Genomic DNA, 15,835 nt, shown 5'->3' with positions numbered 1-15,835 from the left:
CCGGAAGCGCCTCCGCGAAGCGGTAGTTTGGGGGTGTGCCGCGTCCTGTGGGCGGGCACGTCCCATCTCGTCCACGAACCCGGAGGCCCGATGTCCAGGCACCAGGAGGCCCTGCCGACGCGCTCCCTCGTCGCGGCGGACGCCGTGCTCGCCGTGCTGCGCGCCGGGATCGCAGGGTGTGCGGTGGCGCTGGGGCTTCTGCTGCTCGTGATGCTGGTCGCAAGCCTGACCGTCCGCGGTTCCGGGATGGATTCACGGGCTCTCGGCATCCTCGCGGTGAGCTCGGTCGGGATCGCCGCCCTCGTCCTCCTGTACGGGGTTGCACTGGTCCCGGAGCGCCTGGCCAAGGGCCGCTTCTATGCCGCGCTGGACCCCCGCGATCCCGGACTCCCGGGGGCCGTGTCGGTCCGGGGCCAGGTCTCGGATCCGCACCTCCCCGCCGTGTGGAGCGCCGTCGGCCTGGGCTCGTTGGCCGTGCTGGGCCTGATTCCCTGCGTCGTCCTCGCGGCGGGCGAGGCCGAACGCCTCGACGACCCGGACCACCGCGCCGCCTTCACCGGCTGGGCCGTCGCGTCCGGGGCGCTGCTCGCCGTCGTCGCGCTGTGCACCGTCGCGTGCTTCGTGCTCGTGGCGCGGAACCGGCGCTGGAGCCAGGAGACGGCACCGAGCCTGCCGAAGGGCGCGCTCGGAGATCACGGCCCGGCCGCCCGCATCACGACGAAGGCGCAGCGACGGCGGGCCCGACGTGTCTGGACCGCGCACGACTGGTTCCAGCAGGCGGGCGGCTCGCTGACGGTGATCGGTGCGGTGCTCGTGTTCGCGGGCGTGTACCTGCACCAGCCCGGGCTGTACGCGGACAAGATCAGTTTTGAGGAGCCTGTCGAGCAGGTGATCGGCGGGATCGCCCTGGCTGGCGGGCTGATCGTCGCCGTGGGATTGGTGCTGAGTGCCGTCACGAGCGGCGTCGACCTGGCCCGGGCGTTCGGGGCGATCCGGCGCCCGTCACCGGAGAGCGCGAATCCACGGCAGCGGCGGATCGCCCGCACGGCCACCGCCCAAGTGCTCGACGCCGGCGACGCCGCCCTGCGTCTCTGGACCGTCGGGGCGGTGCTCGCCACAGGATGGGTGCTGGGAGGCGGTGAGCTGAGCGGGGCGGCGGTCCTGGCTGTCCTGTGGGCCGCCCTCGGCGTCGCGTTGGTGTGGCTGCGAGTGGTCCTCGAGGCCAAAGCGCCGGCGCTGCGCAATCGCCTCGGATATCAGCTCCCCTCCGAGCCGGACGACAGCGAATACCCGAACCTCACGGTGTACGGCTAGGGCTTTGCCCCAGGCGCGCCGGGCCCGGGCGCCGGGCCCTCAGGTCACCGCATCCTTCAGCTGGAACTCCGGAGACCTCCACAGTTCCTCATCCAGGACCCGGCGCAGGACCTCCACCGCATCCCAGACGTCCACGTGGCGCAGGTACAGCGGGGTGATCCCGAAGCGCAGGACCTCGGGCTCGCGATAGTCCCCCACCACTCCCAGGGCGATCAGAGCCTTCATGACGGCGTAGCCATCGGGGTGCCGGAACGAGACGTGGCTTCCACGCCGTTCCTCCTCCCGTGGGGTGATGAGGGTCAGAGGATGTCCGGGAAGCCGCTGTTCCACCAGGTCGATGAAGAGCGACGTGAGCGCCAGCGACTTGCGGCGCAGTTCCTCCTGGTCGACCCGGAGCGCAAGGTCGACGCCGACCTCCATCGTCGCCAGGGACAGGATCGGCTGGGTGCCCACCAGGAAGCGGCCGATGCCGGGCGCCGGCGCATACTCCGGGGCCATCGTGAACGGCTCCGCATGACCCCACCAGCCGGTCAGCGGCGATTCCGCCCGGGCCAGGTGCCTCGCGGCGACCCACAGGAACGCGGGTGAACCGGGCCCTCCATTGAGATACTTGTAGGTGCAGCCGACCGCGAAGTCGGCGCCGGAGTCCGCCACGGAGAGCGGGACGGCGCCCGCCGAATGGCACAGATCCCACACCGCGAGCGCACCCGCCTCGTGGATGCGCGCCGTCGTCGCCCGCATGTCCCAGAGCGCGCCGCTCCGGTAGTTGACCTGCGTGAGGAGCACGACGGCGACGTCGGCTCCCAGCGCACCGTCCAGGTCTTCCGGCCCGTCGATCAGCCGCAGCTCGTAGCCCTTGTCCAGGACGTCGATGAGGCCCGAGACGATGTAAAGGTCCGTGGGGAAGTTCTCCCGCTCGGAGACGATGACCCGCCGCCCGGGCGCGTCCTCCGCTTGCAGCCTGAGCGCCGCGCCGAGCACCTTGTAGAGGTTCACCGAGGTGGTGTCGGTGGCGACGCAGCCGCCGTCCCCGCCGCCGATCAGACGGCCGATCTTCTCCCCGATCCGGGAAGGAAGCCCGAACCAGTGGTTCTTGTTCCAGCTGCCGATGAGATCGGTGCCCCATTCGTCCTTCAGCACGGCGGAGCAGCGTTCGGCGGCGCCCCGGGGCAGGACGCCCAGGGAGTTGCCGTCGAGATAGATCACCCCATCCGGCAGGTCGAACTCCTCACGGAACGGCGCCATCGCGTCCGCGCGGTCCGCCCTCTCACAGTCGTCCCGGGTGATCTCGCCGGTCCACTCACGCTCCACTGCCACTCCACTCCTCGTGCGAATCCTGGCGCGAACCGCCTGTACTGTGGGTCGCAGATTCATCCTGTACTGATCAAGTCTCGCAATCCTCCGGATTCGCTTCTAGAATTCCGGACAGAATTCATAATTCGTTCCGTGAGGCGTTTCAGCGTCGAATCCCTGCTCTGACGAAAGGCGGTTCCGTGAACCGAATTCAGCTCTCCGCGGCGGACCGCAGGATCCTCGCCGAACTCAGCCGTGACGGGCGACTGTCCAACAAGGAGCTCGCTGCCCGGGTGGGACTCCCCCGCTCCACCTGCCACGGCCGCGTGCGGGCTCTCGAAGAGGCGGGCGTCATCCGCGGCTATCACGCGGACATCGACCCGGAGGCGGTCGGGACCGGCGTCGAGGCGATGATCTTCGTCAGTGTGCACAGCACGGTCCGCAACCGCCTGCCCGTTGTCGCAAACCGCCTCCGGTCGATTCCCGGAGTTCAGCGCATCTATCTGATCGGCGGAGACCACGATTTCGTGCTCCACATCGCCTGTGAGAACGTGCCGGCCCTCCGCGACTTCATCAAGCTCCATCTCGGGTCGGACCCGGACCTCGGCCGGACGGAGAGCCAGATCATCTTCGAGCAGCACCCGGGGACTTCCACGGTTCCGGAACTCGCGGGACCAAGAGGCGCCACGGGGCCCGCTGGGCTGTCGGGACGCCCGGGACGCCCGGGCGGGACGGAACGCACGGGCCTCCGCTGAGTCCGCTATCGGAGGCGTGAGTCCGCTACAGGATGTAGCGGACTCACGGCCTCGGCAGCGGAATCGGCGGGTTCCCGACTCCGGCACCCCCTACGCCAGGACCTCCAGCTGCACGAGCCGCAGCGGACTCAGCGCCGTGAAGCGCACGGCGTTGAAGAGTGCGGCGCGGCCGGCGCCGTCGTCGTGCGGGCGGAAGGGGCGAAGCTGCCCGGACCGCTGGAAGAACTCGTCCTCGCGGTGATCCAGGAGGTGCCATTCGCCCGCGACGTCGAGGGCCTCCAGCCGCCAAGAGGCCTCCTGCGGCTGGTCGAGGGTGACCGTGTAGAGCCCGGGCAGCTTGGATGCGGCCGTGAGCGGGGCGAACACCGTTTCTCCGGCGGCAAGGTCCACCGGCCGGGCACCGCGGTCGTCCGTGACACTCTCTTCGGCCACGGCCAGGAGGTCCCGCCACGGCCGGTCCGGCAGCACCAGACCGGGCACCGCGGCGCCGAGGACGTCATGCGGCGCCTCGCCACTCACGGACCACGGCCGGGAGTCCGCCGCCCAGCCGCGCGGCACGTCGGAGAGCACGAACTCGAGATGACCCCCGCCCGCCAGCAGGCTCCGCGGGATGTCGATCCGCCCCCACGGCTGCCCGTTGAAACGGACCGATTCGATGTACGGCTTACCGGCGCCCTCCGCCGTGATGACCAGCTCCGCGCCGCCCAGCGGGCGCAGCACCGCCCTCGGCGCGAGCGGTGGCGTCAGGATGAGCCGTCCGGATCCCGGCACGAGCGGGTAAAGCCCCAGGCTGGCCAGCAGGTGCCAGCCGGACATCTCGCCGTTGTCCTCGTCGCCGGGGAAGCCCTGGCCGATCTCGGAACCGCTGAAGAGCCGGTCCCGCGCGGCGGTGACGAGGCGGTGCGCGGCGTCGTGCCGGCCGGCGAAGCAGTACATGTACGGGATGTGATGCGCCGGCTGATTGGACAGCCCCAGCATGCCCATCCGGACGTCGCGGGCCTCGGTCTGCTCATGGATCACGAAGCCATAAGAGCCGCACAGCTCCTCCGCGGCGGTCTCGGGGCGGGCGAAGAAGGCATCCAGCGCGACGCTCAGCCCGTCCTCGCCGCCGTGCAGCGCCGCGAGACCGGCGCCGTCGTGCGGTGCGGTGAACGCAGTGCCCCAGCCGTTCGTCTCGGTGTAGTCGTAGCCCCACACATCGGGGTCGTAGGCGGCCTCGGTGACGCGCCACGCGCCGTCGGGCGTCCTGCCGACGAAGAAACCGAGCTCGCGGTGGAACACGTTCCGGTATCCCAGCGCGCGGCGTGCGAAGTACTCGGCCTCCGTCTGCAACCGGTCGCGACGCGGCCCGACCTCCTCCTGCTCCGCGAGCCACCCGGCCAGGACGGCGGCGCCCCAGTCGTTGATGGCGTTGTCGAGTGTCCAGGAGAGGCCCTCGTGGACGTCCGTGGAGATGAACCCGCGGAACCGTCCGTCGCTCAGCCCCTTCCGTCCGACCTCGGGCCGGGGCGCGGGCACCGTGGCGTTGACCAGGGCGGATTCGTAGGCGGCCGGCACGTCCCAGCCGGTCACGCCCGAGGTCACGAGGTCCGCGAAGACGGTGTCCGTCGTGGTCCCGGTCATCGAGTCCACCGGGCCCGGCGCGCTCCAGCGGCTGGTCCACCCGGAGTCCCGGAAGTGCTGCACGAAACTGTCCGCCAGAAGCGCGGCTCGGTCCGGCGAGAGCAGCCCGAGCAGCGGCCAGCACGTCCGATAGGTATCCCAGAAGCCGTTGTTCGCGCCGAAGACGCCGGGACGGACCTGGCCATCCACGGGACTCCGGTAGAGCCGGCGTCCGTCGGCCGTCTGCTCGTCGTGCCGGTTCGGGTACAGGAACAGGCGGTACAGGTCCGAGAACAGGGCGCGCTCCTGCTCCGCCGAGACGCCCTCCACCGCGAGGACGCCCAGCGACTCCCGCCAGGCGGCCTCCGCCGCGGCGAGCATCGCGTCGTAGTCCCCGGCGGCGCGGAGATTCTCCGCCGCCTGCTCGGCGCTGACGGTCGAGATGCCCACCAGGACCTCGACGACGACGGCGCCCTCCCCCGCGAGCCGAACGTGCCCGCTCAGCCGGCCTCCGGCGCCGTGGGCGTCCACCGCGGTGTCGGCACCCGGCGCCGTGGCCCCCGTGAGGAACGCCGAGGAACCGGCCGGGAAACGGACGTGGACGTGGTGCGGGAGGCGGCCGGGGCCGTCGTCGAGGGTGAGTTCCAGCACGGAGGCGCCCTCCTCCTGACGGAACACGACGTCCCGCGCGCCACCCAGGTGGTCCACGATGAGCGAGCGGACGGGGGTGTCCGCGGCGAAGCGGAGGCCCAGCGCGAACTCGCCCGCGGTCATGGCGGCGCGCAGGCCGTTGTCGAAGGTGACGCGGTATTCGTGGGCGCGGGGCTCCTCCGCGGCGTGGCTGAAGGTCATGGCGCGGGCGTGGCGGTCCGGGTCGGGTTCCGCGTCGAGGCTCGGCATGAGCTCGAAGACGCCGCGGTCGCCGATCCACGGACTCGGCAGATGGGACGTCGCGAACGCCTGGAGCGCCGGGCGGTTCTCCGGGAGCACGTTGTGGGCGTGATAGGCGTAGGGCCAGTTCCCGGCGGCGGCGTCCGTCATGGGCAGGCCGAAGACGCCGCCGTGCGGGAGACCCACGAGAGGCGCCGTGTTGCCGCGGGAGAATCGATCGCTCGAATGGCTGCCGCGCGTGGTGAGGACGCGGTCCAGGAGCTCACCGCCCGGCTCGTCACGGGTCCGGAGGCGCAAGCCGTCGAGCCAGACCGTGCTGGTCTCGGGCGCGAGGAGCCGGAACAGGACCCGGCGGATGCGGCGGCCCGCGAACGCGTCGAGGGGCACCACCTGGCGGTTCCACTGGTCCACCGCGTGGCGCAGGGACGCACCCTGCGCGCACGGCAGCATCGGGGTTCCCGCGCTGTCCGGGGCCAGGACCGCGGAGAGGGTGCCGCCGTCGTCGAACTCCAGATCGAGGGCGAAGGCGGTGGCGGTCCAGCGGGTGGCGAAGGTCGGCCCGGCCTCCGGGAACCAGTCGTAGACGAGCTCCTCGCCCGCCCGGATGACGTGACCAACCAGCAGTCCGGCGTCGATCTCGCGGGGCGGGACCGACTCCGACCCCGCCTGCTCCGGGGCCTCCCGATTGCGGCGCGGCTGACCGGACCCGGGCAGCTCCTGACCGTGGAGAGCCCGGGCGGCGGGCGAGTCGAGCCCCACGCCAGGGAGGGAGTTGTAAGTGCGTTCCGGGCCCGACGGGGACGAGGGAGAGACCATGCCCAGATGCTATCGAGGCCGCGACTAAACCGCTATATCGCGGGGTTTAGTCGGGTCAACCTCTTGACTATAACGGTTTAGTCATCAAGAGTTTCTCCCACTGGGGTTCCCGGCCGACGTCGACCGGGACCAGCGATGCAAGACCCTTCATCCCTCACGGATCACCCTTCCTACCGGATCGACCTAAGGACTTGTCCATGACGACACCCAGCAACACCCCCCAGCACTCCCCCTTCCCCCGCCGCGCACTGCTGCGCGGCCTGGGCGGGGCCGCTCTCCTCGGAGCCGCCGGGCTCGGCGGCGCGACGGCGGCCGGCGCGGCCACCGGAGCCACCACCGCGGGCCGGATCAAGAGCGTGGCCTACATCGAGGTCAACAGCAACAGCATCAGCAACGTCGGCCGCTACACCCTGGCCGGCTCTGGAGCCAATGCCTTCGACCTGGCCGTGATCTTCGCCGCCAACATCAACTACGACGGAACCAACGCCGTCTTCTACTGCAACCCGCAGGTCCAGGCGGTGCTGGACAACGCGGCCACCACCATCAGGCCGCTCCAGCAGAAGGGCATCAAGGTCATCCTGTCCGTGCTCGGCAACCACCAGGGCGCCGGCTTCGCCAACTTCCCGGACGAAGCCGCGGCGGACCGGTTCGCGGCGAGCCTCGCCGACACCGTGACGCGCTACGGCTTGGACGGCATCGACTTCGACGACGAGTGGGCCGAGTACGGCAAGAACGGCACCTCCCAGCCGAACGACTGGTCCTTCGTGTACCTAGTGAAGTCCCTCCGGAATCGCCTGCCGGGCAAGCTCATCACCTTCTACAACATCGGCCCGGCCGCGGATCACCTGTCCTACGGCGGCCTCCGCGTAGGCGACATGGTGGATTACGCCTGGAACCCGTACTACGGCAGCTACGACGCCCCGGTCATCGACGGCATGGGCCCGTCAAAGCTCGGCGCCGCGGCGGTGGACCTCAACAACACGTCCACGAGCACCATGAAGTCCTTCGCCCAGCGCACCAAGACCGACGGGTACGGGGTGTACGTCACCTACGACCTGCGGGCCGGGAACTACTCCACGGTGATCTCCTCGTTCACCCGGGAGCTCTACGGCAGTGCCGCGGTCTACTCCTGAGCCACCCCTCTCCGGAGTGTGACCCCACCCCTCATCGACTGCTCCACAGGATGTCATTCGAGGCCCCCAAGGGGCTCAGAAGCGACATCTGTGGAGCAGCCGATGGGGAGGGGCGAAGGAGCAGGGCGTCAGAAGCGTTCGTCCACCACGCGGAGCGCGAGGTCCGGGCGGTCGGTCACGATCCCGTCGACGCCGAGGTCCAGGAGTCGGCGCATGTCCGCCTCCTCGTTCACGGTCCAGACGTGGACCTGCTTGCCCAAGGCGTGGGCGCGGTCCACGAAGTCCTGAGTGACCACCGGGACCTTGCCGAAGTTCTCGGGCACCTGGAAGGCGTCCACGTCGGACACCAGGGCCGCGGCGAACTTCTCCGGCAGGAAGCGGCCCAGCACGAACGCGGCCGTCGTCGCCTGCCCGGCCGAGCCGGCGACCGGCCAGGCCACGCGGCTCGTGACGGCCTTGCGACTGCCATCGGAGAATGAGGCCACCAGGACGCGGTTCTGGAGATTCTTCTCCTCGATGAGCGCCGCGAGCGGCTGGGCCGCGGCGGCGTCCTTCACGTCGATGTTGAACCGCGCCTGGGGCAGGAGATCCACCACATCGGCCAGCCGTGCCACCGGCACCCTGCCGCGGACCTTGGCCTGGCGGATCTCCTCCCAGCTCAGACGGTCGACGGCGCCGGTCCGGTCCGTGATCCGGTCCAGGATGGGGTCATGGAAGCAGATGATCTCGCCGTCGGCGGTGAGGCGGACATCGGTCTCGAGATGCGCGACGCCGAGTTCCTGGGCTGCGCGGAAGGACTCGAGGGTGTTCTCCAGTCCCTCGAGCCGCACGCCGTCCAGCGCGCCCCGGCAGTAGCCCCGGTGCGCGAGGACCAGGGGTTTGCCCGCCCCGCGAGGGTTCGCGAAGTATTCCTTGATGGTCATGCTTCTCCTCCCATGGATGCCGTTATCGGCATATCTCCCGAGGCGCCGGCCGTCCGGACACGGATCCCGCCCAGCTTCGATTCGAGAACCTGCGCCACGCCGTCGTCGGCCAGGGAAGGCGCCCGGAAGGAGGTCGAGGCGAGCGCCTCCGGGTGCCCGCCCGTCATCGCGTAGCCCTCGCCCGCCCACGCGAGCATCTGAACGTCATTGGGCATGTCGCCGAATGCGACCACCTCGGAGGCGTCGATCCCGAGGGACGCCGCATAGCGTTCCAGGGTGTGGGCCTTCGTGATGCCGGGCGCGGAGATCTCCAGGAGGGAGAACCTCGCATCGGAGTGGGTCACATGAGCCAGCGGACCCACGGCCTCGACCACGAGCGCATGGAACTCCTCCGCGCTCAGCACGGGCGAGACGGCCAGGAACTTCACCACCCGGTCCTCCGCGCCGAGGCTCTCGGCCAGCGGCGCGAACTCGAGCTCGGCGAGCCGTGATCCGGCATGCGCCTTGATGAAGCTCTCCTCCACCCGCAGCCCGTTGACGCACTCGGCCGCGAAACCCGCTTCGGGATGCAGCTCCTCGATGACCCCGCGCAGGCGCAGCACCTGCTCGCGCAGGAGGGCGTCAGCGCTCACGAGCACGCCGCCGGCCATGTCCCAGACCACGGCGCCGTTGGAGCAGATGACCGTTCCGTCATGGCCCAGCTGCTCGGCCAGGGGCCCCAGCCAGCGCGGAGGGCGGCCCGTCACGAAGACGACCTGGATCCCCGCCTCCCGCACCGCGGCGAAGGCGTTCCGCGTGCGCGTGGTGATGACGCCGTCGTGGCCCATGATGGTGCCGTCGACGTCACTGGCCACCAGCCGCATGGTCACGGGCGTTCGTAGCCGGCCACGAGGGTGGCCCGGCCGATCGAGTGGCTGAAGAGGTTGAACCCGAGCAGGCCCGGGGAGGCGTCCAGCGGCACGTCCAGGACGGGCACGTCGACGGCGTGAACGACCACGAAGTAACGGTGCGGGCCGTGACCCTGGGGCGGAGCCGCGCCGACGTAGCCCGCGAATCCGGCGTCATTCCGCAGCTGGACGGCGCCTTCGGGCAGCAGCGCGCTATCCGGCGACCCGGCTCCGGAGGGCAGACTCGTGACATCCGCCGGGATGTTCAGCACGGCCCAGTGCCAGAAACCGCTGGCAGTCGGAGCGTCCGGGTCGAAGACGGTGACGGCGTAGCTGCGGGTCCCTGCGGGAGCGCCTTCCCAGCTCAGCTGCGGCGAGACGTCCTCGCCACCGGCGCCGAACACCCCGCTCACCTGGGGCTGCGCGAACACCGCTCCGTTCTCCACATCGGTGCTGGTCACCTGGAACGCCGCGACGGCGGGAAGGGCTGCATAGGGATCGAAGGACATGGTCCGGCTCCTTTGTCAGTGTGTGGTCACCAGCCTACGACAGGCCCCGGCCGGCCAGGGGCCCGGCTGCCGGGCGCAGCGCGCGGGGCTCAATGCCCGGCGAGTTCCTCCCGGCCCGGAGGGTTGGCGCCCGCGCGGGACACCGTGATGGCCGCGGCGCGGGCCGCGTAAGCCAGGAAGGAGCGCAGTTCCTCGACGCTCACGCGGCGCAGACGCTCACGGTTCAGCACGCCGTCGTATCCGGCATCCACCACGCCGGACAGCAGGGCCGCCATGAACGAGTCACCGGCGCCCACGGTATCGGCGACGGTGACCGTCGGCGCCGGGACCTCGGTCTCGCCGGACGCGGCGACGCCCCACGGGCCGTCGGCGCCGCGCGTCACGACGACGAAAGCCGGGCCGTTCTCGCCACCCAGGGCCAGCCAGCGGCGGGCCGACTCCTGGACGTCCACACCGGGGTAGAGCCACTCGAGGTCCTCATCCGACGCCTTGACGACGTCGGCGAGCCGCACGAACCGTTCCACCTGCTCGCGGACGGCGTCCACGTCGGTGGTCAGGCTCGGCCTGCAGTTGGGGTCGAAGCTGATGGTCACGTTCGGATGAGCGAATTCGACGGCGGCCAGGACATCCGCGGCGCCGGGCGCGAGCACGGTGGCGATGGAGCCGGTGTGAAGGAGAGTGCTGCCCTGCAGGATGACCGGAAGCCGGTCGGCGAGGCCGGGGAGCTCCCAGACGAGGTCGAACTCGTAGCTGGCCGCGCCGTCGTCGTCGAGGGTGGCCTTGGCGACGCTGGACGGCAGCGCATCCGGCGGCAGCGGCACCATGACGGAGGAGTCCCGCAGGTGGACGGCGATGGCGTCACCGAACTCGTCCTGGCCGTAGCGTCCGATGAACTGGACCGGGTGATCCAGGCGCGCGAGGCCGACGGCCACGTTGAGGGGGCTGCCGCCCACATGCGCCGAGGTTCCGGACTTGCTGTGGACCACGTCCACGAGGGCTTCGCCAATGACAGTGAGCATGGGGCTCATCGTAACTAACACGTGCTAAGCGCTGGAAGTGCCCGGCCGTTCCGGGCCGCTGCATGACGTGTGCCGGGCACGCCGCCTAGTACGCTGGGCGGCATGGCAAGCAATTGGGATCGTCTGGACGATGACCAGCGCGCGCTGGTCGCCGAGCACGTGGAGCTGTACCGGAAGGTCCGCCCGTCCCTGAAACTCGTCACCCAGAACGTCCTGCTGACCCTGCGCGGCATCCTGAAGGCCTCCGAAGTCACGCCGCTGTTCGTCACGGGCCGCACCAAGACCGTCGAATCGTTCCAGGAGAAGATCTCCCGCCTGGAGGCGCCCCTGGAACCGGGAGGCCGGCCGGTCCTCAAGTTCCCGGATCCCTTCCGCACCCTCAACGACATGGTCGGCATCCGCGTGATCACCAAGCTCCCGGCGGAGAACGCCACGGTGGCCAATGTCATCAAGAAGCAGCGACAGCTCTTCGACTGCCGCGGCGACCGCGAGAAGGACATCGGGTCCATCGAGTCCGGCACCTACGGCTACTCCAGCCGTCACCTCATTCTGCGCACCATCCAGAACGACGTGGTCCGGGAATACCAGAAGCTCTTCAACCCGGACATCCCGCCGAACGGCAGCTACTTCTTCGAATGCCAGATCCGCACGGTGTTCGCGCACGCCTGGAGCGAGATCGAGCACGACATCCGCTTCAAGGCGGACGACCCGCGCGCCTGGACCCCGCAGTTCGACCGTCAGTTCACCGCGACGGCGGCCATGCTGGAGACCGTCGAGGGCGCCTTCGCCGACCTGCAGGAGAGCTACCAGGAGGTCCGGAGCTACTGGGACGAGGACGGCAACGGCTCCATCCCTCTCACCCCGGATCAGGTGCGGCGCGTCTGGCAGACCCTCCTTCCCCATGTGGACCGCAAGGTCGACGACGACTGGGGCTGGGCCGCGGAACTGCTGGCCGCGCACGGGCTCACGCGCACCATTGAAATGGCGGAGCTCCTGAGCGCCGAGCGGATCCGTCTGGTCCGCGACGCCCTGGACCACCGGTATTCCCCCGGCCCCGACCGCCTTCTGGACGACCTCCTGCTCTGGAAATACGGCCAGGAGCACGTCGAGCTGACGGGCGAGGCTCCCGACGTCACACCGCATCCGCGCCGCGATTCACTGGGCCGCCGGCTCAAGCAGATCGAGCGCTACCGGACCGTGCACCCCGAGAGCTGAGCCGCACGCGGCCCGCCTCCTGGCCGCCGTCCTTCCCGGATCGTTCACGCCCCGCACGGTGCTGTGCACGGACCGTCAAAGCCGCCGCCCCTGTCCTCGGAACAGAATGGGAGCACGCCGCGTGGCGGCATGGAAGCGACGCAAGGAGGCCGATGATGTCCCAGTCCCAACCCACCCGTGCCCACCGGGCCCCGGCCCCTCACGGGAGGGGCTGAGATGAGCAGTGCGATCGTCGTGGGCGGCGGCTCGGCAGGCGCCGTTGTCGCCCGCAGACTGCACGACGCCGGCGTCGTCACCACGCTGCTGGAAGCCGGCGGGGAGGACCTCAACCCGGCGATCCACGACCCCTCCCGCGCCGGCGAACTGTGGCACGGCCCCGAGGACTGGGACCGGCACACGGTGTCGCAGGAGCACGCGGCCGGTCGCCGGCTGCACCTCCCGCGAGGCAAGGTGCTGGGCGGTTCACACGCGTTGAACGCCATGATCTGGGTGCGCTGCGCGCCGAGCGACTACGACGGCTGGGAGGCCGCGGGCTGCACCGGCTGGGGCTGGGACGCGGTCCGCCCGGTCTACGAGGCGATCGAGAACGACCTCCTGCCCGTCACCGACGACTACCCGCTCACGCCCATCCAGGAGAGCATCCTCGCCGCCTACGGCCAGGAGGGAGTGCCCCGGAATCCGGATTACAACGCGGGCACCCTCGACGGCGCATCGCAGGAGCAGATCACCGCTCGCGACGGCCGCCGGGTCAACACCTGGATGGCGTACCTGAAGCCGGTGCGCGACGCCGTCGACATCCGCACGGGAGCCCACGTCCACTCGGTCCTGGTCGAGGACGGGCGAGCGGTGGGCGTGAAGTACCGGGACGCCGACGGCGAGCACGAACTGCGTGCCGACACGGTCGTCCTCGCGGCCGGGGCCCTCGAGTCCCCGGCGATCCTGCTCCGGTCCGGCATCGGCCCGGCGGAGGAACTGGACGCGCTGGGCATCGACGTCGTGGTGGATTCACCGCAGGTCGGCCGCAACCTCCATGACCACCTGCTCTCGCCGGTCATCTTCACGACGACGGCCCGCACTGTCGAGCCGCCGCAGCCGGGCGTCTCGGTCACCCAGACCCACGCCTTCTGGCGGAGCCTGCCGGACCTGCCGGAGCCGGACACACAGCCCATCCACTTCTCCGTGCCGATGTTCTCGGAAGAGCTCCCCGCCACGGCCGAGCACGGGTTCTCCCTCATGGCGGGCATCGTCCGCCCCCGCAGCCGGGGCGCCCTGCGCATCACGGGGCCGGACCTCGACGACCCGCTGGAGATCGACCTCGGCGCGCTGCGGGACCAGGAGGATGTTCGTTCCCTCCCCGCCTCGGTCCGGCAGATGCGCAGGGTCGGCCGGCAGGCGGCCCTCGCCGAGGAGTGGGGCGCTGTCGAGCTGTATCCGGGCCCGGACGTCCCGGACGACGAGGTGGAGGACTACGTGCGCCGCACCGCCGTCACCTACCACCACCAGGTGGGGACGTGCCGGATGGGGTCGGACTCCGAGGCCGTGGTGGACGCCCGGCTCCGGGTGCGCGGCGTGAGCGGGCTGCGGGTCATCGACGCCTCGGTCATGCCGACCATCACCACCGGGAACACCAACGCGCCGGCCGTCATGATCGGCGAGCGCGGCGCGGCGCTGCTGCTGGAGGAGCTCCGGGAAGCGCAGCCGGAAGGCTGAGACGACAGCGCGACAGGAAGGGCCGGGGATCCGCGATCCCCGGCCCTTCCCTCGTCCGGCCCGGCCGGCGCGCCGCCTGAAGGCCAGCGCACAAGGCACCTCAAGTGCGCCGGCCTTCTCAGTGCACCTGGTCTCAGTACACGCGGCGCCCGGCGAACCAGGTCTCCTGGACCTGGGTGTCGATGATCCGTTCCGGGTCACCCACCACGAAGTCCGCGTCGAGGATGACGAAGTCCGCGGACTTCCCCGCTTCGAGCGAGCCCGTCTCGTCCCCCAGGCCCATCGCGCGAGCCGCGTTGACCGTGAACACCTCGAGCGCCTCCTCCGGTTCGATCGCCTGCTCCGGCCACAGCACCCCGGGGGCGCGTCCGAGCGGATCGGCGCGGGTCACGAGGCCCTGGATCCCCTCCAGCGGGTTCGGGGACTCGCTGACCGGCCAGTCCGAGCCGCCCGCCACGAGGGCGCCCGTGTCCAGCAGCGTCCGGTTGGGCTGGGAGTGCTCGGCGCGTTCCCCGAGGACCTCCGACAGGGCCATCGGGATGACCCCCGGGAACCAGAGAAACGGCGAGATGTCCGCCGAGACGCCCAGGGCCGCGAGGCGCGGCATGTCCGAGGGCGCGAGGAACTGGCCGTGGGCGATCTGCAGGGGCAGGTCGACGCCTTCCGCGCGGAGCCGCTCAGCGGCGTCCAGCACGAGCCGGGCGGAGCCGTCCCCCGTGCAGTGGATCTTCGCGCCGAGACCCCGGCCCGCGACGTCGCGCAGCCAGCCGTGCAGCTCCTCCGCGGTCATGGTGGTGGAACCGTGGAAGTGCGCGCCATGGGCGGCATCCGGCACGTAGGGCTCCAGGAACGCGGCCGTACGGGCCGGAGGCACGCCGTCGAGGAAGATCTTCACGAAGTCCGGGCGGTGGTGCCCGGTGCGGAACTCCTCGCCGCGCTCGATGAGCTCCACCCCGACGGGGTCGAAACCGAAGATCGGGTCGTTGATCAGGAGCGAACTCACCGCCCATGCATTGAGCTCCCCGGCACGGTCCAGGTCCGCGAGGGCCTCGAGGATCTGCAGGGACGCGCCGGCGTCCTGGAACGCGGTGACGCCGTACGAGTTCAGCAGCTCGACGCCACGGCGGGAGGCCGCCCGGTGCTGCTCCGCACTCAGTCCCCCGGCGCCGTCGTACGCCTCCTGCACGGGGATCCCGGCGGCTTCCAGCAGCACGCCGCTGGGGGTGCCGTCCACCGGGTCGAGCAGCGTCTCACCCTCCGCGGGAATGGTTTCGGGGGTGATTCCGGCGAGTTCGAGCGCGCGGCTGCTGGCCCAGCGGTTGTGCCGGGAGTCCTCGGCGAGCATCACAGGCCGGCCACCGGCGGCCTCGTCGAGGCGGCGCCGGGTGGCGGTGGTCGCGAGCGAGGTGAGCAGCGTCGAGGCGATCACGCCGCCGACGATCCACGCGTCCTCCGGCAGTCCGGCCGCCTTCTCGCGGACGCGGTCGAGGATCTCCTCGAGGCCCAGCGAGGGCTCCAGGACGAGCTCGAACAGTTCCGCGCGCCCCGCGAGCGCGTGATGGTTGTGCACATCGACGAAGCCCGGGTAGACCACCGAGCTCCCCAGCTCCCGCACCTCCGCGTCGGGTCCGGCGACGGCCAGCAACTCCTCGGGCGTGCCGACGGCGGCGATCCTCCCGTCCCGGACGGCGAGCGCCCCGGCGAGCGGCCGGGCGCGATCCGCGGTCCGGATGGTCCCGAGCAGGACGAGATCTGCGGTCATGAGGAG

The 15,835-nt window shown here is 70.7% G+C and carries 12 protein-coding genes; 5 read left to right on the top strand and 7 right to left on the bottom strand.

All coding sequences use genetic code 11. The features are described from left to right. The first annotated feature begins 90 nt into the window (after positions 1 to 90). Positions 91 to 1,314: a hypothetical protein gene (locus tag AB6732_RS13810; protein WP_370960489.1), complete on the top strand. Its 1,224-nt coding sequence runs from the start codon at positions 91 to 93 to the stop codon at positions 1,312 to 1,314. Between the two features lie 39 nt (positions 1,315 to 1,353). Here the strand turns inward: AB6732_RS13810 and kynU are convergent, their stop codons facing one another. Continuing rightward, entirely contained in the window at positions 1,354 to 2,631 is a 1,278-nt protein-coding gene (gene kynU, locus AB6732_RS13805) for a kynureninase (protein WP_370960488.1), read from the bottom strand. A 176-nt stretch (positions 2,632 to 2,807) separates the two neighbouring features. On the opposite strand from kynU, the gene AB6732_RS13800 reads away from it, so the two are divergent. Continuing rightward, entirely contained in the window at positions 2,808 to 3,362 is a 555-nt protein-coding gene (locus AB6732_RS13800; RefSeq protein WP_370960487.1) for an Lrp/AsnC family transcriptional regulator, read from the top strand. A gap of 90 nt (positions 3,363 to 3,452) precedes the next feature. Here the strand turns inward: AB6732_RS13800 and AB6732_RS13795 are convergent, their stop codons facing one another. Beyond that, complete coding sequence (locus AB6732_RS13795) at positions 3,453 to 6,671, bottom strand: GH92 family glycosyl hydrolase (protein ID WP_370960486.1); 3,219 nt, start codon at positions 6,669 to 6,671, stop codon at positions 3,453 to 3,455. A 197-nt stretch (positions 6,672 to 6,868) separates the two neighbouring features. Between AB6732_RS13795 and AB6732_RS13790 the strand changes: the two genes are divergently transcribed. Next, positions 6,869 to 7,804, top strand: a complete 936-nt coding sequence (locus AB6732_RS13790) for an endo-beta-N-acetylglucosaminidase H (RefSeq protein ID WP_370960485.1) — start codon at positions 6,869 to 6,871, stop codon at positions 7,802 to 7,804. A gap of 128 nt (positions 7,805 to 7,932) precedes the next feature. On the opposite strand, the gene AB6732_RS13785 is transcribed toward AB6732_RS13790, so the two are convergent. The 4 genes from AB6732_RS13785 to AB6732_RS13770 all read right to left on the bottom strand — a co-directional run bounded on the left by AB6732_RS13785 (position 7,933) and on the right by AB6732_RS13770 (position 11,142). Continuing rightward, positions 7,933 to 8,727, bottom strand: coding sequence for a glycerophosphodiester phosphodiesterase family protein (locus tag AB6732_RS13785; protein WP_370960484.1), 795 nt, complete (start codon positions 8,725 to 8,727; stop codon positions 7,933 to 7,935). Further along, positions 8,724 to 9,590 carry an HAD family hydrolase gene (locus AB6732_RS13780; RefSeq protein WP_370960589.1) on the bottom strand — a complete coding sequence of 289 codons (867 nt, stop codon included), beginning with the start codon at positions 9,588 to 9,590 and terminating at the stop codon, positions 8,724 to 8,726. The genes AB6732_RS13785 and AB6732_RS13780 overlap by 4 nt, the downstream gene beginning before the upstream one ends. 2 nt (positions 9,591 to 9,592) lie before the next feature. Beyond that, on the bottom strand, positions 9,593 to 10,123 hold the full coding sequence (locus AB6732_RS13775) for a YbhB/YbcL family Raf kinase inhibitor-like protein (RefSeq protein WP_370960483.1): 531 nt from the start codon (positions 10,121 to 10,123) through the stop codon (positions 9,593 to 9,595). An 89-nt stretch (positions 10,124 to 10,212) separates the two neighbouring features. Next, positions 10,213 to 11,142 (bottom strand): carbohydrate kinase, encoded by a 930-nt coding sequence (locus tag AB6732_RS13770; RefSeq protein ID WP_370960482.1) that lies wholly within the window; start codon positions 11,140 to 11,142, stop codon positions 10,213 to 10,215. 102 nt (positions 11,143 to 11,244) lie between these two features. On the opposite strand from AB6732_RS13770, the gene AB6732_RS13765 reads away from it, so the two are divergent. Beyond that, a complete protein-coding gene (locus AB6732_RS13765; protein ID WP_370960481.1) occupies positions 11,245 to 12,357 on the top strand; it encodes a GTP pyrophosphokinase family protein in 1,113 nt (370 codons plus the stop codon). Between the two features lie 216 nt (positions 12,358 to 12,573). Then, on the top strand, positions 12,574 to 14,067 hold the full coding sequence (locus tag AB6732_RS13760; RefSeq protein WP_370960480.1) for a GMC family oxidoreductase: 1,494 nt from the start codon (positions 12,574 to 12,576) through the stop codon (positions 14,065 to 14,067). 133 nt (positions 14,068 to 14,200) lie between these two features. Here AB6732_RS13760 and AB6732_RS13755 read toward each other — a convergent pair whose 3' ends face one another. After that, positions 14,201 to 15,829, bottom strand: a complete 1,629-nt coding sequence (locus tag AB6732_RS13755) for an amidohydrolase (protein WP_370960479.1) — start codon at positions 15,827 to 15,829, stop codon at positions 14,201 to 14,203. Positions 15,830 to 15,835 lie beyond the last annotated feature (6 nt).

The organism is Arthrobacter sp. RCC_34 (assembly GCF_041360795.1).
In the GTDB taxonomy this organism is placed as follows: domain Bacteria; phylum Actinomycetota; class Actinomycetes; order Actinomycetales; family Micrococcaceae; genus Arthrobacter_E.
This window is presented reverse-complemented; position numbering and strand designations above follow the sequence as displayed.